Below are 20,275 nucleotides of genomic sequence, written 5' to 3' on the forward strand. Positions count from 1 at the left end.
TCAACGGTTTGCCGACAAAGTGGGTGGCTCAGGTGAAAGCGCACGCCAGGTGTCGCGAAACACCGCTTGTTCCACTTTGGCACGCTGTTCGATCGGGCAGGCCACCCGAATCACCAGCACCAGGTGTTCGGGGTCAGAAAAGTCCCACGACACCTTGGTTTTACCGGAGGGCAGGGCAATGAAATTTTCTTCTGATGCCTTGCGAAAGTGGGTCATGGCCTCTTCTTGCCAAGCAGCGGTGGCGTGATCGGCAGCGGCCAAGGCGGCCGCTTCGATGCCGTCCAGATCATGAGAAAAGCGTTCAGGCATCGGAATCCGGATGGCGTGCAGCGCAAAGGCTCCGTTGGGAGACGCGTTGACCAACGGGTGGGTCAGCAGCAACCCATTGGGAAACTCGGCCACTTTGCCAGTGCGTTGGCCTGCCTTGTCCAGCTCCACCAGCGTGGTGGCAAACATGTCGATATCCACCACCCGTCCGCGCAGTTGGTTGAATTCGATCACGTCGCCAATCTTGTAAGGCTGCACCAGGGTGGCATAAAAGTAGCCGTGGATGCACATCACAAGCTCTTTGCTGACAATCAGAATGGCCCCCGCCACCGCAGCCAACGACAGCGCAAAGCCTGCAATGGTGGACGCCCAGACCGACACGATGATGAGCATGGCCACAAACCAGATCACGTTGCGCACCCACACCAGCTGCATGCGGCGCTTTTCTGCCGAGATCTCCATGCGAGCGAGGTAGCGTGTCCAAAGGTTCGACACCAAGAAGGCCAGGCCAATCAGCACAGCGGTGATGATGACCTTTTCCCACTGCCCGGGAATCCAGGCGGCCAAGCGTTCAAAAATGGACATGGGCATCAGATCAGTAAAGCAGCGATAAAAATTCCCACCATGATGAAAGAAATCACCACTTTGGCGACCAAGCCCACCACGATGCCCACCCAAGTGGCCATGCCGACTTTGGCCGCGCGGCCGTGGTCTTTGCGAGCCAAGTACTCTCCCAGTGCAGCACCTACGAGGGGTAAGAACAGAACGCCCACGACGCCCATAAACAGACCCAACACGGTGCCCACCGCTGCGCCAATCAGGGCCTGTTTGCTGGCCCCCGCTCTTTGTGCGCCCATCCATCCCGCTGCGTAATCCAAGGCCCAGGCCAACACCGCCAGCACGGTGATCACCGCCAGTGTGGTCATGCTGATCCGGGCAAAGTCGTCAATCCATGCGCCCAGCACGATGCCAGCCCACACCAGCAAGGTGCCCGGCAGCACAGGCAGCACCGTGCCGGCCAAGCCCAACACCATCAAAACGACACACAACACCCACAGCAACGTTATTTCCACAGACAACTTTCACGATCATGGTTGACCAGCATCCGCCAACAGATGCCGTGAATTTCAACGGCATCAAAGCCACTATGGCACAGGATGGTCGGATCAAAAGCCTGACCGTGAATGCCCGCTGAACCGTGGGCCATTGCTGCAGATTCATGGGCTTGTTGTTCGTTGGCCTCTGCGTTGTGCCAACCTTTCCCGAAACCTTTACGCTTGTGTGTATCCGGTCTATGCAGGTGACTGCCTGAGCGTAGCGGATGCTGTAAATTGAGCCCAATGCCATGCCCATGTCTATCAAAGGGCGCGGTTTTGCCTACTATGCAGCCCCAGCCATCTGAACCCATGAATCCTCCATCTGCTGCACCTATGCGGGCCGACCACCCGCTGAAAGGCATTGCCTGGATGGTGGCGGGGGTGCTCTTGTTGTCGGTCATGGATGCTTTGTCCAAACACGCGGTGTCCCAGTTGTCGATTCCGGTGTTGATTGCGGCGCGTTCAGCGATGGTGCTGGTTTTGCTGGTGCCCTGGGTGTTGCGCAGTGGGGGCTGGTCGGCTTTGCGCACGCGCCGACCTGGGGCGCAGCTCTTGCGCGGCTTGTTGGCAGTGTGTTCGATGCTGGCTTTTTTTGAAAGCCTGCGTTTGTTGCCGCTGGCGACGGTGATCGCCATCAGTTTTGCCGCACCACTGTTCATGACCCTGTTGTCAGTGCCTTTGCTCAAAGAGCGTGTAGGCGTGCACCGCTGGGGCGCGTTGTTGGCCGGCTTTGTGGGCGTGGGCCTGATTGTTGGGCCGCAGGCGATGGAGGGCGAGCTGGGTTGGGGGGCCGGGCTGGCCTTGGTGGCGGCATTTTTTTATGCCGCTTCGATGACCTGTGTGCGCTGGCTTTCCCCCACCGAAAGCGATTTGTCGATGTTGGTTTGGCAGAACATGACGATGGGTCTGGCCGGTGCGGTGGGCTTGTTCTTTGTGTCCCTCGAGGTCGCGCCGGGCATGTGGCCAATCATGGCTTTGATGGCCGTTTTGGTGTTGCTGGGCCAGCGTTGCACCTTCCGGGCCTTTCGGCTGGCACCGGTCGGTGTGGTCGCGCCTTTCCATTACAGCGAGCTGCTGTGGGCGGCCTTGTTCGGGTGGGTGTTTTGGCAGGAGTGGCCTGGGCCGCATGTCTGGTGGGGCGCGTTGTTTGTGGTCGGCGCGGGTTTGTACACTTTGTGGCGTGAGCGCATGCGCACCTTGACTGGCGGTTGACGGGCTTGTTGGATCTCACAAGCCCCAGCCAGACTCAATCGGCATAACCCGGGTTCACCCGGTCAATCACCCGCATCATGGCTTCAAAAAACAGTCGCTCGCGTTCGCTGCGGGGGTGGCGGTCTTGGGGGCTGGGGTTTTTGATGCGCTGGATGACCGATTCGGTCAGCACGTTCAGGGGCTGGCCTGTGCCCATGGCCAGCACTTGGGTGCGGCAGGCTTTTTCGAGTTTGTAGAGCCTGCGGTAGGCTTGTGCCACGGTGTCGCCAATCGTCATCACGCCATGGTTTTTCATGAAGAGCACGGTCTTGCCGCCGCTCATGAGCTGCGACAAGCGTTCGCCCTCAGACAGGTCTGCCGCCAGCCCGGTGTAATGGTCATCGTAGGCGATGGCACCATCAAAGAAGGCGGCTGTTTGGGTGGCCGGCAACAAGCGGTTGGCTTTGAGCATGTTCAAAGCCGTGGCCCAAGGCTGGTGGGTGTGCAGCACGACTTTGGCACCCGTGAGGCGGTGCACCGGTGCGTGGATGGATTGCGCTGACAACTCCACCACGCCTTCGCCCTCCAGGGTTTCACCCGCTTCGTTGAAAACCATCATGGTGCTGGCGCGGGCCTCGGACCAGTGCACGCCAAACGGTGAAATCAGGTACTGGTCTTCACGACCCGGCACCGCCACGGTGAAGTGGTTGTCGATGCCCTCGTCAAAGTCGTGCATCACGGCCAAACGCAAGGCGGCGGCCAAGTGCACCTTGGCTTGCCAAATAGGGTCATCTTGGGCGTTGGCAGGGGCTTGTGTGATGCTTGAGGCGGACGACATGGAGGCTCTTTCGATGGTTTGAACTGAGCTGCACTCTATGCATGTGCTGGCTGCACAGCTGTCACTTTCGAGGCAAGTGGGCATTCTTTGGAAATACGTAAAAGATCAAACCTTTGGCGCTGCAAACAAATAAGACGCCGATCTGAAGGGCTTGGGTGCATGTTTTGACGCAAGTTCAGGATGTATTGTGAGTTTGCATGGTCATGATTAATCCGGACCTATGAAGTTTGCATGAACGCTTTGTTGTGGGAGCGGCGCCCTCGCCGCGATAGAGCTACGCAGACCACCACCCATCGCCCCGAGGGCGGGGCTCCCACACAAAGACCCTCACCCAGGCACGGGGCTCGCAAACTGATCGCCGTGCCCAAGACAAGCCTTTCACTTCAAAATTTACAGGGCCGGATCCATAAAACCCGCGTGTCAGCGGGTCATTCGGGCCATGCGGGCCAAAAACCAGTGCGCCACAAGGGCCGCGACCACCAGGGCCAGGCTGACCACGCCCCACAACACCCACACCAGCGGCACGATCCAGCCCGTCAAACTGCTGGCAGAGGGCATCATGGTGTTCAACCCCTGCACCGCAGCCAACCAAGTCGCCTGCATGTCGGCCACCAGAGCCCGGTCCACCCAAGGGCTGAGCCAGGCGGGGATGGGCCACTGCCCCAGCGCCTGCGCAGCGCTGCTGATTTGCCCTTCAGCCACTGACGACAAGAGCCAAGCGACCAGTCCCGCAGACATGGCTGCAAAACCGGTCCACAGGGCCAGCAGCGCTGCCAAAACCACCCACAACACGATTTTCATGGTGCCCTTTCAGTGAACGCCAAGGCTGGCGGGCGCTGTTGTGCGCAAGTCCTTTGTGGCCATCCGGTGGGGCCATGCACCAGCCAATGCATCGAGCATGAGCATTTCGTTGTCGGCCACATGACCGTCTGATTGGATGAGGGCTGCGCACATATTCATCACTTGTTGCTGGATTTCAGGGTGGGTGATTTCGTGCAAGAGTTCTAGGCGAATGTGTTCGTCCAATTGTGATGAGCCGGTCCAGGGGCCACGGTGTGACACCAGCAGGTCTTGGCAAAAGCCTTCCAGCACATCGGCGAAATGGCTGGCATCCAAGCCGAGACATCGTGTGACCTTGAGGGGGTCCACGGCGTGCAGTTCGGTCATGGACAGGTGGCCGTCAGCCAGCAAGGCCATGGCCACGACGCGTGCCGCTGCTTGTGGGCTGTTGGGGGTGTAAGAGCGCATGTCATGGACCTTTCAAAGTCGGGCTTGGACCTGTTCACACGGTGTGCACGGGTCAGCCGTGTTCGGACTTTAAACACAACAACACTTCTTAAAAATCAGAGTAAAACTGATTTTTATTCCTTTAAATAAGGAATTTCTGAAGATCGTTTTCAGCTCGGTCTGAAAGTGGTGAGGGTTTGCGACAAACGCGAATGCCCCACACCGCCGCCTTTTTCCACCCTGATCTGGGCTGGAATGCGTTCTTTCAGGGCTTCCACATGGCTGATGATGCCAATCATCTTGCCGCTGGCATTCAGGGTGTCCAAGGCGCTCAGGGCGATTTCCAGGGTGTCGCCATCCAGGGTGCCAAACCCTTCGTCCAGGAACAGCGAGTCGATGGATGTTTTGTGGCTCACCAGGTCCGACAGGGCCAAAGCAAGGGCCAGACTGACCAGAAAACTCTCACCACCGGACAGGGTGCGCGTGTCACGAGCCACATCGCCTTGCCACGCATCCACGATGTCCAGCTCCAGTTCGCCCAGTTTTTTGCGGCGCAGCAGGTAGCGCCCGTGCAGGCGAGCGAGATGTTGATTGGCCAGTTGCAGCAAGTGGTCCAGGGTCAGGCCTTGGGCAAATTTGCGGAATTTGTCGCCCTTGGCCGAGCCGATCAGCCCGTCCAGGCGTTGCCACAGGTCTGAATCGCTGGTGTGTTGCTGGATTTGCGCCCACAAAGCTTCTTGGCTGCTGCGCAGTTGTTGGTCTTGGGCCAACAGTGCGCGGTGGGCACCGATCATTTCGTTGTGCCGGTTGCGTTCTGCCTGCAGTGCGCTCAGTTGAGCCTCGACCTCTTGTGCGCTTTGCAAGGTGGGCGTTTGGGCTTGCAGCTCGGCTTGCTTGGCCAAGGCCGCTTGCAACAAAGCATCTGCGCTTTGCCGTGCTTGGCTCAGTTGGTCTTTCTGGGCCAACAGACTTTGCCGCAGGGCGTCGGGCAGCAGAGCGGCCTCGAATGCGGCCTGATCGGCAAAAGGGCTGGCTTGCAAGGCGGTCTGCCAGTTGTGCGCGGCCGCTTCAAGTGCCAGGTTTTGTTGGTGCCTTGTGGCTTGTGTCTGGGATTGGCGACCTTCTGTTTCGGCCAGGGCTTGAGCAAGCCCTGCAATGGCTTGTGTGCTCGCGGCCAAGGCAGCGGGCAAGGCCGCTTCGGGCAGGGCGGGCAGGGGCGATGCCAAGTCTTCTGTCAGCATCCCCCCAAAACCTGCGGCCTGGCTGTGCAGTGCGTCCCAGCGCTGCGCCCAGGCCAAGGCTTGCTCGTGTGCGATGTCACTTTGGGCTTGTTGCCAGGTGATGCTGGGGCGCAGCCGCTGGATGCGTTGTTGCGTGTCCTGCCAGTGCTGCCATTCGGCACTGCGTTCGCTCAGCCATGGGGCAGGATCTGCGGGCATGGTGTGGCCGGCAGCGCTCAGCTCGGCTTGCAGCTGTGCCCTGGTCCGGTGGATGTCGGCTTGTGTGGTGGCCAGGTCGGCGTGCAGCTGGTTTTGGTGGGTTTGCGCAGTGTCTGCGGCTTGATGGCGCAAGTTGAGTTGGTGCTCGGCCGCCTGCAGGGCTTGAACGTTTTGGGCGTGCAGGGCCATGGCCCGTTGCAGACCTTCTTCACCCGCTTCAGCGGCTTGCAGGTCCGCACCCGATTGCGCCAAAAGAGCGGCGGCGCTTTGTTGCCGAGCCGCCAGTGAGGTGGGGTCTTGCCAGGCCTTCGGGTCCAGGGGTGGGCTGGCCAGGGGCGCAGCGCGGGTCTGTGCCAGGGCTGCATCCCAAGCCGATTGCCACTGCGCCAGGTGCTTTGCTGTGTCTTGTTGCTGGCGCAGCTGATTCTGATGAAGGGCTTTGTCGCCCTCCAGCTGGGTCGCCAGGGCTTGGCCCTGGGCCACCAGCTGGTCCAGCGCGGTTTGCTTTTCCAGCAAGGCTGCTTCTGCGGCCGAGATGTCCAAGGCTGTGTAGGCGGCGACAGCCGGGTGCTCCACCGACCCACAAAGCGGGCAGGCGTCACCGGCTTGCAAGGCCTGGCGGTGCTGGTCCAGGCTTCGGATCAGGCGCTCTTGCGTCAGCAAGGTTCGTTTGTCCGCCACTTGTTCTTTCAGGTCGCTGTGACGGTCCAGCAACACGCGGCGCTGGGCTTCTTGCGACAAGATGGCATCGGCTGTGGTGTGCAGCTGCTGTGCCAGCTCGGTTTGCCGCAGTGTCATCTCGCGGCCTTGTTGCGCCAGCTGCACGATGTGCCGGGCGGCACCCTCTTGGGCATGTGCGCTTTTCCAGTGATCACGCAGAACCGACAGCGTCAAGCCACGCAAACGCTGGTTCTGGGCCGTTTGGGCCTCGTCTTGCGCCTGGGCCGATGCGTTTTGCGCCTGCCTTGCCTGCTGGACCCGGTCGGTTTGCTGTGTGATGTCTTGCCGCAACTTGTCGGCGTCAGCTTGCAGGGCTTTGAGCTTGCTTTGCTGGGCTTGGGCTTGGCTGTGGCGCGAGTGCAGTTGTTCAAACTGCTGACGCCAACTGCCCAGCTGCTCGCCGAGTTGGGCGTGTTGGGGGTGCTGTGCGCAGTTGTCCACAAGGCGCTGGTGCTCGGCTTGCAGGTCCGTCAAGCGCTTTTGCGCCACCGAAGCCAGGGTGGCGGACAAGGTTTTGGCGCGGTGTTGTTGGTGCAGCTGCGCTTTGAAGTCGCTGTCACGTTGCGCTTGCAATTGCACCAGCAGGGTTTGGGTCTGTTCAAGGGCCTTGCGGGCTTGTTCACGCGCGGTGTGTGGCCCTTGGAGCGCTTGGGCCGGTTCGCTTTGGGCCAAGCGCAGCAGGTCTGGCCCCGCGTTTTGCCACGCTGCGTGAGCGCTGCTGTGCGCGGTTTGTGCGGCCTGCACCTCTTGGCTGCTTTGCGCCAGTTCGTGGTGCCATTGGCGCTGGGCTTGGGCCGAGTCCCACGCCGTTTGCAAGCTGGCCAAAGCCGCTGACCACTGGTCCAAGTCGGCCTGCATGGCCTCACGCGTGTCGGCGGGCAGCAAGGTCACGCCGTCGGCGCGGGCCTGAAGCTGCTCCAGTTGTTGCTTGGCTTGACGCGCTTGCTCATACACGCGGCTCGAAATGCGGCCATAAATGTCTGTGCCCGTCAGCTCTTCAAGCAATTCGGCGCGGTCGTTGGTACTGGCGTTCAAAAAGGCCGCAAAGCCGCCTTGGGCCAAAAGCATGGACCGTGTAAAGCGCCCAAAGTCCAGGCCCGTGATCTCGGCCACGCGCTTGATTTTGTCGTGACTCTGAGCGCTCAAGATGGGGCCTTGGCCCGTCGCCGGGTCCACGCTCGAGAGTTCGACTTTGGGGTTTTGCAACTCGCCGTCGGCTCTGTCGCGTGCACGCCGTTGGCTCCAAAAAGCCCGGTAAACCGAGCCCTTGACTTCAAACTCCACCTCGGCCAAACAGTCGGCCGTGTGTCGCGTCATGATGTCGTTGGCCGACTTGGAGACGCTTTTGAGGCGCGGCGTTTCGTGGTAGAGCGCCAGGCAAATGGCATCGAGCAAGGTGGATTTACCCGCACCGGTTGGCCCGGTGATGGCAAACAGGCTGTTGTCGGTGAAGGGGGGCAAGGTGAAGTCAATGGCCCATTCGCCCTTGAGCGAGTTCAGGTTTTTCAGGCGCAGCTTGAGGATCTTCATGCCGACACCTCGGTGATGCCGCTGAGCACTTCGCGAAATCGCTGGCCCAGGGCCGTGTTCAGATCGCCGGATAAGTCTTCGAGCGCCAAGCGCCTGGCAAACACCTCTTCGGGGCTGAGTTCGTCCAGGGTCTCCAGCGCCGCATTGGGCAGGGCAGCCGGGGTGTTGTTGCGTTGACGGCGCACCCGCAGCACTTCAAGCGGCAGGCCCTGCGTGAGGCTGCCCAGGCGGGCGGGCAGGTCGGACAAATAATCGTCTTCGGCCACGGTCACCTCCAGCCATGCGGGTTGTTCGGGGCTGCCTTGGGCCGCGGCCAGGGGCATGGCCTCGGCCAGTTGCGCCAAATTGCCTGTCAGGCTGATGAGGGGCTGAAACCTGGGCACCGGCAAGGGGGTGACGGCAAGCAAACCCGTGGCGTCCAGGTCCACCCGCAGCATTTCCTTTTGCTGCAAGGCTTCGTCAAAGCCAAGCGGGATCGGTGAGCCGCAGTAGCGGATGTGTTCCAGGCCCCCTACTTTTTGGGGCTTGTGGATGTGGCCCAAGGCGATGTAGTCGGCGGGTGGAAACGCGGCGGTGGGGAAGGCCTCCAGCGAACCCACATAAATTTCACGCACCGATTCATTGCTGCTGGCACCCACGGTGGTGAGGTGTCCGGTGGCCATGATTGGGATGCGCCGCCCCAGTTGTTGCTGCAATTGGTCTTGGCGGACAAGTGCGGCCTCGTACACGCTTTGGTAAAAGGCTTCCATGGCGCTTTGCATGGCCAGCTGCTTGTCTTGCGCACTTTGCCCGGCTTGGCTTTGCACCACATCGCGCGGTCGGATGAAGGGCACGGCGCAAACGATGCAGCCCGCCTCGCCATGGCGTTGGGGCAAGACCACCACATGCTGGGCCGGCTCGCTGACAGCGGCCACAAGGTGGGTGTTCAGCACGCTCAGCAACGATCGGTTTTCCCCCAAAGTGGCCACCGAGTCGTGGTTGCCCCCCAGCAGCAGCAGGGCCACCCCGGCGCGGTGCAATTGGGCCACCATGTCGCAGTACAACTCGCGGGCATAACTGGGCGGGGCGCCGGCATCAAAAATATCGCCTGCGATGAGCACAGCGTCGACCTGGTGCTCCTCGACTTGCACCAGCATCCACCGGATCAAGGCCTGGTGTTCGGCTTGGCGGCTCTTGCCCATGAAGTGCTGGCCCAAGTGCCAATCAGAGGTGTGGAGGATGCGCATGGGGACTTGAATGCAAAGGGCCGGCAATGGGGCGGTTCAGCTCGCCATCAATAGCACCTGAAGGTGGTGGCTGTAAGGGTTGTCTTGCGTGATTTGGGTCACGGCCAGTGTGACCTGATCGTCTGCAAACAAGGCATGAACCGTCGAATAATCGAGTGAATTGTCGGGGTCGTTGATGTGAATGTGGCGCAATTGGTGCTGGGTGACCCAAGTTTCAATTTCGATGGCCTCCATCACTTCGCAGGCCTCTAAGAACAGAGTGGCCACCCCCATGTGGTGGCCTTGCTTTGCGGAACCGATGTGCATGCGGGTATCGCTTTCGTGTGAGATGACATGTGCGTTGTGGGGGTGTGTCCATCCCGCCAGAGTGGGCCAAGAAGGACACAAAGGCGGTCACAACGGCGGTCAATGGGGGGCGAGGTAGCAAGCCTGGGCAGGCTCGGCGCCTTGGCCTTCTTCGGATTCTTCACTGCACAGCGCCGCCATGAATGCCGGGTCAGGCAACTGGCCGGGCAGCAGCAGTTCTTCGTTCGTCCAGCGCTTGACCAAGTGTCCATTGGCCACGCCGCCAGTGTGAGGTGCTTGGTAGGCGCGGCGGTGTTGCAGGGTCACGCCCTTGTTGGCGTTGGCAATGAAGCGGCTTTCCCCCAAAGCCCAAGGCTCAAAGTAAGCGTTGGCCGCCGCATCGACCTCACGAAAGTAGGCGCGAGCGCCTTCGGCGGTGAGCTTTTTGCGCACGGTGCGGGTGATCAGGCCTTGCAATTGGTCGAGCGCGGCATCGTCCATTTGGCGGATGGCGGCCGGGCTCAGGTCATGGCCAGCCAGTGCGGGGGCCGCGGCCAAATCAGTGGGCAAGACGGCCACCATGGCCTGCACCACATCGCGGTGCGGCGCCACTGCGGTGGCCACGCCGCGTGTTTGTGGCTGAACAGGGCAGCGAATTTCGACAAAGCGCGGCTTGACGGGGCCTGTGCAGCCGTCGTGGTGGTAATACTCGCCTTGGCTCAGTCGCCCTTTGCTGGAACGCCCGCGCACATCGCGGTAAGTGGGGTGCTTGGTGTCCACATTCAGGCAGACCACCAGCCCGGTGGTGTCGACCAGTTGGTAAAAGGCTTCGCGCCATTCGGGCAGCAGCAGTTTGTCGTGCAGGTAGTCGCTGGTCCCTTCGGTGCAAGGCGTTCCCGCTTCACCCTCGATCACCAACACAAAAGGTTTGGGCCTGCGCACCCGCCATTGGCTGTTGGCAAATTCCAGCACCGATGCGGGGGCGGGGGAGTGGGGGTCGGCGCTGTGGCCCAGGGGTGTGGACATGGTGAAAAATCGGTCAAAGTCGGACTCGCGCAGCGAGCGGGGAGGGCAGTTTTTGATTTTAGGGCCTCTTCGTGCCAAGGCCAGGTCTTGAGGATCTGAGGACATTCACCGGCCGGCAGGGGCAGCGGATGCTGCCCTCGTTAAGATTTGAGGGTGGGTTCTTGCGCTGGGAATTGGCCAAAAACGACCCTGCAACACAGACAAACCCATCCATTCCAAGTTTTCATTCCAAAAATCACCATGTCCATGCTTTTGAAACGCCCTTTTTTGCTCTCGAGCAGCGCTGTGCTGATGTTGTCAACACCTGCCTTTGCAGAATCGCCCATGCATGTGGACGACGCCGGTACCCTGGAGGCAGGCGGCATGAAGCTGGAGGCCATTTGGCGCAAAGACGCTCAGCAGCGGGGCGTTGAAGGGGTTTATGGCTTCAGTCCCCTGCCCAGTCTTGAAGTGGGTGTTGCGGTGGCCCAAGACCGCGACCATGCCACCCGTCCGGCTTCTCGCTTGAGCGCCGTGGGGCTGGGCTTCAAGTGGGTGCCCATTCAAAACAAAACGGGTTGGTCTTTGGGGGCTTCTCTCGATTTTGGACGGACACGTTTGACTTTGGGCGACACCCAAGAGCGCTCCACCGAGCGCGAAAGTGCGGTCAACGCGCTGGCCACCTGGCGTGCCCAAGACGGGCATGCCGTGCACCTGAATCTGGGAAGCAGTCGCCTCAAAGCGTCAGGTGTGGGCCAGACGGTGGGCACTTGGGGCATGGGTTACGAGCACCCTTTGGCTTCCAGTTTGACGCTCACCGCAGAGGTCTTTGGCCAAGAACACAGCCGCCCCATGCGGGCCCTGGGTTTGCGCTACGAGCTGGCCCCAGGTCTCAAACTGTCTGGCGCGGTGGGTCGCGGTGATGGCCATCCCTTGGCCCAGTTGGGCATGGCTTGGGAGTTTTGAACCCAAGGTCTGGCGCGGTGGGGCTTCAAACCCACAAAACCCCCACCCAGACAGATCCAACCAAGGCCAGCAAACCGGGCACCACGCGAACCGCAAAAGGCCACCCGCCGCTTTGAAAAGCCACCAAGGCCTTGGTGCCTGTGTTGGCCGACAGGCTGATCAGCACAGGCCAAACCGCTTGTTCGGCGGTGATTTTTTGGCCTGCTGCCAAAGACAAAGCCGAAAGTGCACCCGCGTGGGCATCGGCCAAACCGGTCAATGCGGCGGTGGGCCACAAGGCCTGGGTGCCCAGCCACTCGTGCAAAGCCGCAGAGACCAACAAAATGCCCGTCAACAAGGTGGCAAAGCCCAGCGCTGATTTCAAATCGAAGGCATGGCCGGGGTCGTTTTGAGGCAGTCCGTCACCGGGGTGGGCCGTGGACAGGCTGTAAAAAAGCAGCCCATACCCCACCGTGGCCCCCAGGCCCAGCCCCAAAGGCCAGCCCAAAAAAACCAAAGCCTCGGGGGTCACCAGGCCCACCAACAAAGTCAGTTGGATGACCGTCGACACATTGGACAGTGCGGCCCCGGTGACCGCCGAGTGTATGGACACTTTGTGCGCACGCGAGCGTGTGCCCATGGCGTGGATGGTGGCGGTGCTGGAGATGAAGCCACCCACAAACCCGGCCAGCGGCAAGCCCCGCGTCGGGCCCAAAGCCCGCAAAGCCACATAACCCAAGCCATGCACGCCCATGATCAAGACCACCAGCAGGGTCAGTGCGTGAGGGTTGAGTGCATCCCAGGGCCCCATGAAGCGGTTGGGTGCCAAGGGCAGGGCGATGAGCGCGACCGAAAAAAACACCAACACGTCGTGCAACTCGTGTTCGCTCATCCAACTGCTCACCCATTGGTGCAGCCGGTCTTTGCTGGCCAGCAGCAAGGCCATGCCAGCGCCAATGCCTGCGGCCAGCGCTGGCTCTTTCATGGCCAAGCCCCCCAAAACACAGCTTAAAACCAGGGCTATTTCGGTGGTCACACCCGGGTCATCGGTGTGGCTTCGATGGTAGGCCAGCAGCATCAGCCCCGCCACAAAAGCCAGGGCCAGCCACAACAAATCGGTGCCGCCCAGCAGCATGGCCAAGGCCCCCAACACACTGCTCACGGTGAAGGTGCGGATGCCCGCCGCACGCCGGTTGGGTCCACTGCCCTTGCGGCGTTCACGCTCTGCCCCAATCAAGAGCCCCACGCCAAAGGCCACACACAAACTGATGAGGGTCGAAGCTGGAATGGGGGGCATTGGGGGCATGGGGTCCATCTTGCACCATGCCGCCTTGCCTTGTCGGTGCGCAAGAAATCGCCCACAGGGACGAGTTGCCACAAAAAATCCGTCCCAAGCCTTTCACCAAGCATCGCCCCGAGGGCGGGGCTCCTACAAACTGCGGGTCATTTCCCTGTGGGAGCGACGCCCCCGTCGCGATAACCCCCGCAAACCACCCAGAATCGCCCCGAGGGCGGGGCTCCTACAAAATGCAGGTCATTCCCCCGTAGGAGCGACGCCCCCGTCGCGAAAACCCCCGCAAACCACAAAGAATCGCCCCGAGGGCGGGGTTCCTACAAACTGCAGGTCATGCCTCTGTAGGAGCGACGCCCCCGTCGCGATAACCCCCGCAAACCACCCAGAATCGCCCCGAGGGCGGGGCTCCTACAAAATGCAGGGCATTCCCCTGTAGGAGCGACGCCCCCGTCGCGAAAACTCCCGCAAACCAAAAAGAATCGCCCCGAGGGCAGGGCTCCTACAAAATGCAGGGCATTCCCCTGTAGGAGCGACGCCCCCGTCGCGATTTGCTCTTTAAATTTCACAGGGCCGGATCAAGAGCCAAGGCGGCTTGGGGTGTTATTTTTTCTTTGGGGTCACAGGCGTCACCTGTGTCCAGCGCTCCAACACATCAAACACCGATGCGGTGTCGTCCAGCGCGTGCCCCATGGCCATGGCGGCGTTGTAAATGGGTAAGGTGGCCGAAAACAGCGGGGCAGGCGTGTCGGTGGCTTGCAAAAGTTCTTGAATCAGCTTCATGTCCTTTTGCCAAATGCCCACTTTCATGGTGGCTTGGTCCCAAGACCGGTCCACCATCATGGGCCCGCGCACCTGCAGCATGCGCGAGCCACCTGCGCCATCGGCCACCACTTTGACGATGGTGGCAGGGTCCAGGCCGGCACGAGCTCCCATCAAGATCGCCTCGGCCGAGGACACGTTGTGAATCGCCACCAATAAGTTGGCCACCAACTTCATGCGCATGCCATTGCCAAAATCGCCCACGTCGTAGCGCACGCGGGCAAAGCCCTCAAAAACCCCGTGTAAGGCGCGAATGGCTTTGGCATTGCCGCTGGCATACACCGCCAGGTCGCGGGTCAAGGCCTGTGCGCCTGTGCCCGACAGCGGACAGTCCAGCAAGGTGATGCGTTGTTTGGCCAAGGCGTCCCGGTTGCGCCGCTTGCACACCTCGGGCAAGGTGCTGGTTTCTGCGGCAATCAAACCTTTGAGGCCCGTGGCCAGCAACTCGGCGCACACCTGGTCCAGTGCCGCTTCGCTGGGCAGCGACAGCAGCAAATGCGGGCTGTGTTGCGCCACTTCGGCCACGCTTTTGCAAGCGTGGCCACCGGCTTTTTTCAGGGCCCGGCGTGCGGCGGCGACCGGGTCGTAGCCATAGACCTCGAACCCGGCTTTGACAAGATTGGCCGCCATGGCCGAGCCCATGATGCCCAGGCCAATCAGGCCCACCGTGGGTGGGCTGGGGTGTGCAGTGGTGCGCAAGCCTTACTCCACCTTGATGTCAAAGTCCTTGATCAGCTTGGCCCAGAACACATTGTCTGCGGTGGCCACAGCGGTCATGGCGTCGGCCGAGGTGCCCGTGGGCGTCAGGCCCAAATCGCGCATGCGCGACTGGATTTCGGGCAACTTCACAATTTTCACGATTTCGGTGTTGAGCTTGGCCACGACATCGTCGGGCGTGGCTTTGGGCGCAAAGATGCCATGCCATGAACTGCCGATCTGGCCGTTCACGTCGAGCGTGGACCCGAACTCGGTCATGGTGGGCACATCGGGCAGGTTGGCAATGCGCTCGGCCCCCGAAATGGCCAGGCCCTTGACCTTGCCCCCCTTGATGAGGGGAATGGCGGTGGTGGACGCCTCGATGGACAGGCTGACCACGCCACTCATCACGTCGGGCGAGGGGTTGGTTTTGTAGGGCACATGGTTGAGCTTGATGCCCAGGCGCTGTGCCCATGCTTCCATGGCCACATGCGGCTGCGAGCCCACACCCAGCGAGGCGTAGTTGATCTTGCCGGGGTTGCGTTTGGCAAACTCAACCAGCTCTTTCATGTTGTTGTAGGGCGTGCCGGGCGATGCGGTCAGCACATGCGGCACCAAGAGCAACTGGCTCACGGCCCTGAAGTCGCGCACAGGGTTGAACTTGGGGTTTTGATACACGTTGGGGGCAATCGCATGCACCGCCTTGACGCTGTAAAACAGGCTGTAGCCATCGGCGGCGCTGTTGGTGCCAGCCTCTGCGCCGATCATGCCGCCAGCGCCAGGGCGGTTTTCCACCACCACGGGCTGACCCAGCGCCTGGCTGAGCTTGTCACCCACCAAACGCGCCACCACATCGGGCGACACGCCTGCTGGGAAGGGCACGATCAGCTTGATCGGGCGGTTGGGATAGCCCGCGCTTTGGGCCCATGACGATGGCGCTGCCAAAACTGCGGCACCGGCTGCGGCGGTCGATAAAAGGTGTCTGCGTTGCATGAGAAGGTCTCCGTTGTTGTTGATCAAATGTGGGTGTTGGCTGCGCCCTTGAGCTGCAGCATGGCGCGGGCTTCATCCGGTGTGGCCACTTCCAGGCCCAGCCCTTCGATGATGGCGCGGGCCTGGCGCACTTGCTGGGCGTTGCTCTCGGCCAGCTTGCCTTTGCCGATCCACAGGCTGTCTTCCAGGCCCACGCGCACATTGCTCCCCAGGCTTGCGCCCATGGCGGCAATGCGCATCTGGTGACGCCCGGCACCCAGCACCGACCATTGGTAGTCCTTGCCAAACAAGCGGTCGGCCGTGCGTTTCATGTGCATCACGTCTTCGGGGTGGGTGCCAATACCGCCCAAAATGCCAAACACCGACTGCACAAAAAACGGCGCTTTGATCAAACCCTTGTCCACAAAGTGGGCCAGGTTGTACAGGTGGCCAATGTCGTAGCACTCAAACTCGAAGCGTGTCTGATTGGCGTTGCAGGCCTTCAGGGCGAACTCGATGTCCTTGAAGGTGTTGCGAAAAATCAGGTCGCGGCTGTTTTCCAAGTGTTCGCGTTCCCAGTCGTGTTTCAAATCGGTGAAACGCTCCAGCATGGGAAACAGGGCAAAGTTGAACGAGCCCATGTTGAGCGACGCCACTTCGGGCGAAAACCGCATCGAGGGCTGAATGCGCTCGTCGATCTTCATGAAGGGCGAGCCCCCGCTGGTGAGGTTGATCACCGCGTTGGTGCCGGCCTTGATTTGCGGCAAAAATTTGGCAAAGGCCTCGGGGCTTTGGTCGGGCTTGCCAGTGACAGGATCGCGTGCGTGCAGGTGGATGATGGCTGCCCCCGCCTCGGCGGCCCCGATCGACGCCTCAATGATTTCTTCGGGCGTGACTGGCAGGTGGGGGGACATGGAGGGCGTGTGAATGGCCCCGGTGACGGCACAGGTGATGATGACTTTGGACATGGCAGCGCTTTCTTTCGGCTTGCACGGTGGTGCAGGCCACAACAACTGGCATGCTACAAATTCGCTGTCTGCACCACACGCGCGTAAACCCTCGGGCCATGGTTCGCAAGGCCCCAAACTGTCGCTTCAGCAACAGTGGCCCTGTGCATCCCCAACCCGGTTTGAAAGTCGCCCACAAGACATTTTTGGCTTGCCCCTTGGGGTCGCATTGGCCAAACTGAGGCATTCAAAGTCCTGGAGTTTTCGATGATTGCCATAGGAACCCGAGCGCATGGCCAGACCCGGCGCAGACAACTGCCCAGCATGGTCGAGCACTTTTACAAGTCCGAGTGGCTGGAGTCTGGCGAGGACCCCACCTTGTCACCCACGGCCTCCTTGATCGAACAACCTCCACATTGCACCTTGGAGTCGCACTTCCACCGTCAAAACCAGTTCCAGGTGTTTGTCGACGGCGATGGCACCATTGGTGCCCATGCCCTGCAAACGGTGACGGTGCATTACGCGGGTGCCTACACCGGTTATGGTCCCTTGATTTCGGGGGCACAGGGCATCCAGTACTTCACCATCCGCCCGGTGTGCGAGTCTGGCTTCATTCCCACCACAGAGGCCCGCGAAAAAATGGTGCGTGGCCCCAAACGGCATTTGACCGTGGGACCTTTGGATCTGGCCAAGCCCCCGGACGGTGCGCAGCCCGGGCAGGCCGTGGCCTTGCATCCTTTTGACGACGATGGTTTGGGAGTGGGCTACCTGCCCTTGGCCCCCCATGCAGAGCTACAGCTGAGCCGACATGCCGCCAGTCAAGGGGTGTTTGTGTTCGTCTTGCAAGGGCAGCTGGTGCTGGGCGCCCAAACATTGCAGCCATGGGAGCTCTTTTTTGTGTCCCAAGACGAGCCCATGCCCGCCTGCCAGGCCGGAGCACAAGGGGCCTTGGTGCTGAGCCTGCATTGCCCACCCAGAGAAACGGTTTACCAGGAGAGCCTCGCATGAAACGTTTTTTCAAGTCATGGCCCATCGTGTTGGGTTTGTTCAGCTCATTGGCTTGGGCTCAGGCCGATTTTCCGAACAAGCCCCTGCGCATGATCGTGCCTTTTCCGCCCGGTGGCGTGACCGACATTGTGGCCAGGACCGTGTCGGTCAAGCTCAGTGCCGATCTGGGGCAGCCGATTGTGGTGGAAAACCGGGCCGGAGCCAGTGGGGCCATCGGTGCAGAGCTGGGTGCCCGTGCACCCGCCGACGGCTACACCCTGATCATGGGCAACATCAGCACTTTGGCCATCAATTCGGCCACTTTTGCCAAACTCGGCTATGACCCCGTCACCAGCTTTGACCCCGTCAGCATGGTGGCCGTGCAACCCTTGCTCATCACGGTGCATCCAGGGGTTGCAGCCAAAACCTTGGGTGAGCTGGTGCAGCTGGCCAAAAATCAGCCTGGCCAGCTCAATTACGGCACGGCGGGCAGCTCCATCCATCTGGCGGTAGAGCAGTTCAACAGCCTGGCGGGCATTCGCATGAACCACATTGCTTACAAGGGCAGTGCACCGGCGATCACCGATTTGGTGGGTGGGCAAATTCAGGTGCTGTTTGACCCCTTTTCCAGCATCTACCCGCAGGTGGCTGCGGGCAAGGCCCGAGCATTGGCGGTCACCACCGACAAACGGGCCAGCGCCGCCCCCCAATTGCCAACCGTGGCAGAGCAGGGGTATGCCGGTTTTGATGTGAGTTCTTGGCAGGGCATTGTGGTGCCAGCGGGCACGCCCAAATCGGTTGTGCAGCGACTGCACCGCGGGCTGGCCAACGTCATGGCCTCGGCCGAGGTCAAAGACAAATTTTCGCAATACAGCGCCATGGCCGTGGCCACCTCGCCAGAAGAGTTTTCCGCCTACATCAAGCAGGAATTGGTCCGCTGGAAAAAAGTGGCCCAGCAAGCAGGGGTCAAGCCCGAGTGAAGGCCGCCCCAGCCTTCAAGCCCCCAAGGCCTGCCAAACCCTGATGGCCGCATAAGCGTCATTGGCGGCGTACACCAACTGTGCCTCGCTCAAGCGGGCGTTGGCCCAGTTACTGGTGGCCGCTTTTTTGGACTTGATGAATCGTTGCCCAAACAGCACCGCCACCGCGCCTTTGACGCCCATGTCTTTGCGGTAACCGCGTTCCCGAAAAATCGTGTTAAGTTCCAAAATGCCTTGTGGCTCAATGCCCAGCTTGTGCACGATGCGCTTGCGGTCATCGCCCAAACCAAACCCGGCTTTGACAATGCCGCCTTGCGCCAGCAAATCGGCAGCAATCGCCCGGCACTCGGGCTCGTGCAGCTGAAAAACCCAGGCCCGTTCGGCGGTGGACAGTTGCAAAACGTGCGGACCGTCTGACTGCTCACCCACCTTGAAGGTGGGCTTGGACTCGGTGTCAAAGCCCCACGCTTTGGCCGCTAAAAGTTGCTCACGCGCTGCCATGGCTTGTGCGCCGGTGCTCACCAAGCTGATGCGGTCCAGCCCTAAACGCTCAAATTCGGGCAGCAGGGCGATCGCCTCTTTGTCGGGGGTCGGGTGGTGGGGGTGCATGGGGGCTCAGTCTTTCATGGCTTTTTTGGCCTTTTTGGTGCCTTCTTTGCGCACGGCACGCTCGGCATCGGCCTTTTTGCCTTCGGCCAGCCAAGCGGCAAATTGGGTGGGGGTTTCCAGCGTCAAACGGCCCAATGCGGCAGCCCGAAAGTCGTGGATCACGATTTCGGCGGCCTTGGTGGTGTTGACCCGGCCGCCACTTTGAATCGCGCCACGGTGTCGGGCAATGGCTTCCAACAAAGATTCGTCGGTGTGGCTGGCCACGTCTTTCACCTTGTAGCGCTCGGTGATGGCCTGCGGGTAATGCGGGATCAGGTAGTTGAGCAGTTCGAGCGCCACCACCTCTTCGTCAAAAGCGTTCACGCCAATGGCGCCGCTGGCCGCCAGGTTGTAGCCGCTTTGCTCAACGATGATGCGCGGCCACAGCACGCCGGGCGTGTCGTACAAATAAAAGTCATCGGCCAGCGTGATGCGCTGTTCCAGCTTGGTCACGCCCGCTTCGTCACCGGTTTTGGCCGCACGTTTGCCCTTGAGGGTGTTGATCAGCGTGGATTTGCCCACGTTGGGAATGCCGCAAATGAGCACCCGCATGGGTTTGACCATGCCGCCCCGGTTGGGCGCGAGCTGGCGGCAGGCGTCAATCAAGGCCTTGGCAGGCTGGGTCATGCTGGTGTCCAGGCCCAAGGCGCTCACACCGGGCAGGGCGTTGTAGTGGGCCAGCCAAGCGGCGGTTTGCACCGGGTCGGCCAAATCTTGTTTGCTCAAGATTTTGAGGGCCGGTTTTCCCTCGATCAGATCGGCCAGCATCGGGTTGGCACTCGAACCCGGCAGGCGGGCGTCCAGCATCTCAATGACCACATCGATGTCTTTGATGCGCTCCCCAATCGCCTTGCGCGTGAGGTGCATGTGTCCGGGAAACCATTGAATCGCCATAAAAAGTCGCTGCTGACCGAAAGGATAAAAGAGCTGATTGTCGGGCAGTTTCGCGACGGGGGCGTCGTTGCGACGGGAGGCGGCCTGCATTTTGTGGGAGCCCAGCCGCCTAGGCGATGCGTGGTGGTCTGCGAGGCTTGATCGCGACGGGGGCGTCGCTCCTAGTGCGCCCGTGAAGGCGCGTACACAGCATGGTGAGAGTCCATGTCGGGGTAAGCCAAGGCCCCGTAGTCGAAGGTAACTGCGTCGCTGCGAAGCGGGGTGGAGA

General features: G+C 60.9%; 20 protein-coding genes. 4 read left to right on the forward strand and 16 right to left on the reverse strand.

Annotated elements, in window-relative coordinates; all coding sequences use genetic code 11:
• The 3 genes from B9Z48_RS07155 to B9Z48_RS21535 are packed head-to-tail and all read right to left on the reverse strand — an operon-like array spanning position 1 to position 1,675.
• Positions 1 to 852, reverse strand: a complete 852-nt coding sequence (locus B9Z48_RS07155; RefSeq protein ID WP_199233471.1) for a mechanosensitive ion channel family protein — start codon at positions 850 to 852, stop codon at positions 1 to 3.
• Positions 853 to 857: 5 nt separating this feature from the next.
• Positions 858 to 1,340 (reverse strand): DUF456 domain-containing protein, encoded by a 483-nt coding sequence (locus tag B9Z48_RS07160; RefSeq protein WP_108377659.1) that lies wholly within the window; start codon positions 1,338 to 1,340, stop codon positions 858 to 860.
• Positions 1,331 to 1,675, reverse strand: coding sequence for a hypothetical protein (locus B9Z48_RS21535; protein WP_158273224.1), 345 nt, complete (start codon positions 1,673 to 1,675; stop codon positions 1,331 to 1,333). Before B9Z48_RS21535 ends, B9Z48_RS07160 begins: the two co-directional genes overlap by 10 nt.
• On the opposite strand from B9Z48_RS21535, the gene B9Z48_RS07165 reads away from it, so the two are divergent.
• Complete coding sequence (locus tag B9Z48_RS07165; RefSeq protein ID WP_158273225.1) at positions 1,674 to 2,576, forward strand: DMT family transporter; 903 nt, start codon at positions 1,674 to 1,676, stop codon at positions 2,574 to 2,576. The two genes, B9Z48_RS21535 and B9Z48_RS07165, sit on opposite strands and share 2 nt — an antisense overlap.
• Before the next feature lie 34 nt (positions 2,577 to 2,610).
• Here B9Z48_RS07165 and B9Z48_RS07170 read toward each other — a convergent pair whose 3' ends face one another.
• The 7 genes from B9Z48_RS07170 to B9Z48_RS07200 all read right to left on the reverse strand — a co-directional run bounded on the left by B9Z48_RS07170 (position 2,611) and on the right by B9Z48_RS07200 (position 10,846).
• Positions 2,611 to 3,393, reverse strand: a complete 783-nt coding sequence (locus B9Z48_RS07170) for a class II aldolase/adducin family protein (protein ID WP_108377618.1) — start codon at positions 3,391 to 3,393, stop codon at positions 2,611 to 2,613.
• A 420-nt stretch (positions 3,394 to 3,813) separates the two neighbouring features.
• A complete protein-coding gene (locus B9Z48_RS07175) occupies positions 3,814 to 4,194 on the reverse strand; it encodes a hypothetical protein (protein ID WP_108377619.1) in 381 nt (126 codons plus the stop codon).
• A gap of 9 nt (positions 4,195 to 4,203) precedes the next feature.
• Complete coding sequence (locus B9Z48_RS07180; protein WP_108377620.1) at positions 4,204 to 4,641, reverse strand: hypothetical protein; 438 nt, start codon at positions 4,639 to 4,641, stop codon at positions 4,204 to 4,206.
• Positions 4,642 to 4,790: 149 nt separating this feature from the next.
• Positions 4,791 to 8,309 carry an AAA family ATPase gene (locus B9Z48_RS07185; protein ID WP_108377621.1) on the reverse strand — a complete coding sequence of 1,173 codons (3,519 nt, stop codon included), beginning with the start codon at positions 8,307 to 8,309 and terminating at the stop codon, positions 4,791 to 4,793.
• Positions 8,306 to 9,535, reverse strand: a complete 1,230-nt coding sequence (gene sbcD / locus B9Z48_RS07190; RefSeq protein WP_108377622.1) for an exonuclease subunit SbcD — start codon at positions 9,533 to 9,535, stop codon at positions 8,306 to 8,308. The genes B9Z48_RS07185 and sbcD overlap by 4 nt, the downstream gene beginning before the upstream one ends.
• Positions 9,536 to 9,571: 36 nt before the next feature.
• Complete coding sequence (locus tag B9Z48_RS07195) at positions 9,572 to 9,841, reverse strand: hypothetical protein (protein ID WP_108377623.1); 270 nt, start codon at positions 9,839 to 9,841, stop codon at positions 9,572 to 9,574.
• A gap of 99 nt (positions 9,842 to 9,940) precedes the next feature.
• Positions 9,941 to 10,846 carry a hypothetical protein gene (locus B9Z48_RS07200; RefSeq protein ID WP_108377624.1) on the reverse strand — a complete coding sequence of 302 codons (906 nt, stop codon included), beginning with the start codon at positions 10,844 to 10,846 and terminating at the stop codon, positions 9,941 to 9,943.
• Positions 10,847 to 11,086: 240 nt separating this feature from the next.
• Here B9Z48_RS07200 and B9Z48_RS07205 point away from each other — a divergent pair, with 240 nt between their 5' ends.
• Positions 11,087 to 11,791: a hypothetical protein gene (locus B9Z48_RS07205; RefSeq protein ID WP_108377625.1), complete on the forward strand. Its 705-nt coding sequence runs from the start codon at positions 11,087 to 11,089 to the stop codon at positions 11,789 to 11,791.
• A gap of 25 nt (positions 11,792 to 11,816) precedes the next feature.
• Here B9Z48_RS07205 and B9Z48_RS07210 read toward each other — a convergent pair whose 3' ends face one another.
• The 4 genes from B9Z48_RS07210 to B9Z48_RS07225 form a co-directional block, all read right to left on the reverse strand.
• Positions 11,817 to 13,076, reverse strand: coding sequence for an MgtC/SapB family protein (locus tag B9Z48_RS07210; protein WP_158273226.1), 1,260 nt, complete (start codon positions 13,074 to 13,076; stop codon positions 11,817 to 11,819).
• 588 nt (positions 13,077 to 13,664) lie between these two features.
• Positions 13,665 to 14,582, reverse strand: a complete 918-nt coding sequence (locus tag B9Z48_RS07215; RefSeq protein WP_089962833.1) for an NAD(P)-dependent oxidoreductase — start codon at positions 14,580 to 14,582, stop codon at positions 13,665 to 13,667.
• Positions 14,583 to 14,585: 3 nt separating this feature from the next.
• Positions 14,586 to 15,572: a tripartite tricarboxylate transporter substrate binding protein gene (locus tag B9Z48_RS07220; RefSeq protein ID WP_108377627.1), complete on the reverse strand. Its 987-nt coding sequence runs from the start codon at positions 15,570 to 15,572 to the stop codon at positions 14,586 to 14,588.
• 23 nt (positions 15,573 to 15,595) lie between these two features.
• The gene (locus B9Z48_RS07225) at positions 15,596 to 16,519 is read right to left on the reverse strand and encodes a 3-keto-5-aminohexanoate cleavage protein (RefSeq protein WP_108377660.1); all 924 of its coding nucleotides are present in this window, start codon (positions 16,517 to 16,519) and stop codon (positions 15,596 to 15,598) included.
• A gap of 246 nt (positions 16,520 to 16,765) precedes the next feature.
• On the opposite strand from B9Z48_RS07225, the gene B9Z48_RS21540 reads away from it, so the two are divergent.
• Positions 16,766 to 17,506 (forward strand): hypothetical protein, encoded by a 741-nt coding sequence (locus tag B9Z48_RS21540; protein ID WP_158273227.1) that lies wholly within the window; start codon positions 16,766 to 16,768, stop codon positions 17,504 to 17,506.
• A complete protein-coding gene (locus B9Z48_RS07235) occupies positions 17,503 to 18,465 on the forward strand; it encodes a tripartite tricarboxylate transporter substrate binding protein (RefSeq protein WP_158273228.1) in 963 nt (320 codons plus the stop codon). Before B9Z48_RS21540 ends, B9Z48_RS07235 begins: the two co-directional genes overlap by 4 nt.
• A gap of 15 nt (positions 18,466 to 18,480) precedes the next feature.
• On the opposite strand, the gene B9Z48_RS07240 is transcribed toward B9Z48_RS07235, so the two are convergent.
• Both B9Z48_RS07240 and ylqF read right to left on the reverse strand, forming a co-directional pair.
• Positions 18,481 to 19,074, reverse strand: coding sequence for a 3'-5' exonuclease (locus tag B9Z48_RS07240; RefSeq protein ID WP_108377630.1), 594 nt, complete (start codon positions 19,072 to 19,074; stop codon positions 18,481 to 18,483).
• A 6-nt stretch (positions 19,075 to 19,080) separates the two neighbouring features.
• Complete coding sequence (ylqF, locus tag B9Z48_RS07245) at positions 19,081 to 20,007, reverse strand: ribosome biogenesis GTPase YlqF (RefSeq protein WP_108377631.1); 927 nt, start codon at positions 20,005 to 20,007, stop codon at positions 19,081 to 19,083.
• Positions 20,008 to 20,275: the final 268 nt, after the last annotated feature.

Origin of the sequence: Limnohabitans sp. WS1 (genome assembly GCF_003063265.1) — a bacterium.
Lineage (GTDB): Bacteria > Pseudomonadota > Gammaproteobacteria > Burkholderiales > Burkholderiaceae_C > Limnohabitans_A.

Coding starts and splice junctions, on each gene's coding strand:
- ylqF (WP_108377631.1), bottom strand. CDS start 20,007: ATGGCGATTCAATGGTTTCCCGGACACATGCACCTCACGCGCAAGGCG.
- B9Z48_RS07240 (WP_108377630.1), bottom strand. CDS start 19,074: ATGCACCCCCACCACCCGACCCCCGACAAAGAGGCGATCGCCCTGCTG.
- B9Z48_RS07200 (WP_108377624.1), bottom strand. CDS start 10,846: ATGTCCACACCCCTGGGCCACAGCGCCGACCCCCACTCCCCCGCCCCC.
- B9Z48_RS07185 (WP_108377621.1), bottom strand. CDS start 8,309: ATGAAGATCCTCAAGCTGCGCCTGAAAAACCTGAACTCGCTCAAGGGC.
- B9Z48_RS07155 (WP_199233471.1), bottom strand. CDS start 852: ATGTCCATTTTTGAACGCTTGGCCGCCTGGATTCCCGGGCAGTGGGAA.
- B9Z48_RS07220 (WP_108377627.1), bottom strand. CDS start 15,572: ATGCAACGCAGACACCTTTTATCGACCGCCGCAGCCGGTGCCGCAGTT.
- B9Z48_RS07195 (WP_108377623.1), bottom strand. CDS start 9,841: ATGCACATCGGTTCCGCAAAGCAAGGCCACCACATGGGGGTGGCCACT.
- B9Z48_RS07170 (WP_108377618.1), bottom strand. CDS start 3,393: ATGTCGTCCGCCTCAAGCATCACACAAGCCCCTGCCAACGCCCAAGAT.
- B9Z48_RS07165 (WP_158273225.1), top strand. CDS start 1,674: ATGAATCCTCCATCTGCTGCACCTATGCGGGCCGACCACCCGCTGAAA.
- B9Z48_RS07205 (WP_108377625.1), top strand. CDS start 11,087: ATGTCCATGCTTTTGAAACGCCCTTTTTTGCTCTCGAGCAGCGCTGTG.
- B9Z48_RS07235 (WP_158273228.1), top strand. CDS start 17,503: ATGAAACGTTTTTTCAAGTCATGGCCCATCGTGTTGGGTTTGTTCAGC.
- B9Z48_RS07225 (WP_108377660.1), bottom strand. CDS start 16,519: ATGTCCAAAGTCATCATCACCTGTGCCGTCACCGGGGCCATTCACACG.
- B9Z48_RS21540 (WP_158273227.1), top strand. CDS start 16,766: ATGATTGCCATAGGAACCCGAGCGCATGGCCAGACCCGGCGCAGACAA.
- sbcD (WP_108377622.1), bottom strand. CDS start 9,535: ATGCGCATCCTCCACACCTCTGATTGGCACTTGGGCCAGCACTTCATG.
- B9Z48_RS21535 (WP_158273224.1), bottom strand. CDS start 1,675: ATGGGTTCAGATGGCTGGGGCTGCATAGTAGGCAAAACCGCGCCCTTT.
- B9Z48_RS07180 (WP_108377620.1), bottom strand. CDS start 4,641: ATGCGCTCTTACACCCCCAACAGCCCACAAGCAGCGGCACGCGTCGTG.
- B9Z48_RS07175 (WP_108377619.1), bottom strand. CDS start 4,194: ATGAAAATCGTGTTGTGGGTGGTTTTGGCAGCGCTGCTGGCCCTGTGG.
- B9Z48_RS07210 (WP_158273226.1), bottom strand. CDS start 13,076: ATGCCCCCAATGCCCCCCATTCCAGCTTCGACCCTCATCAGTTTGTGT.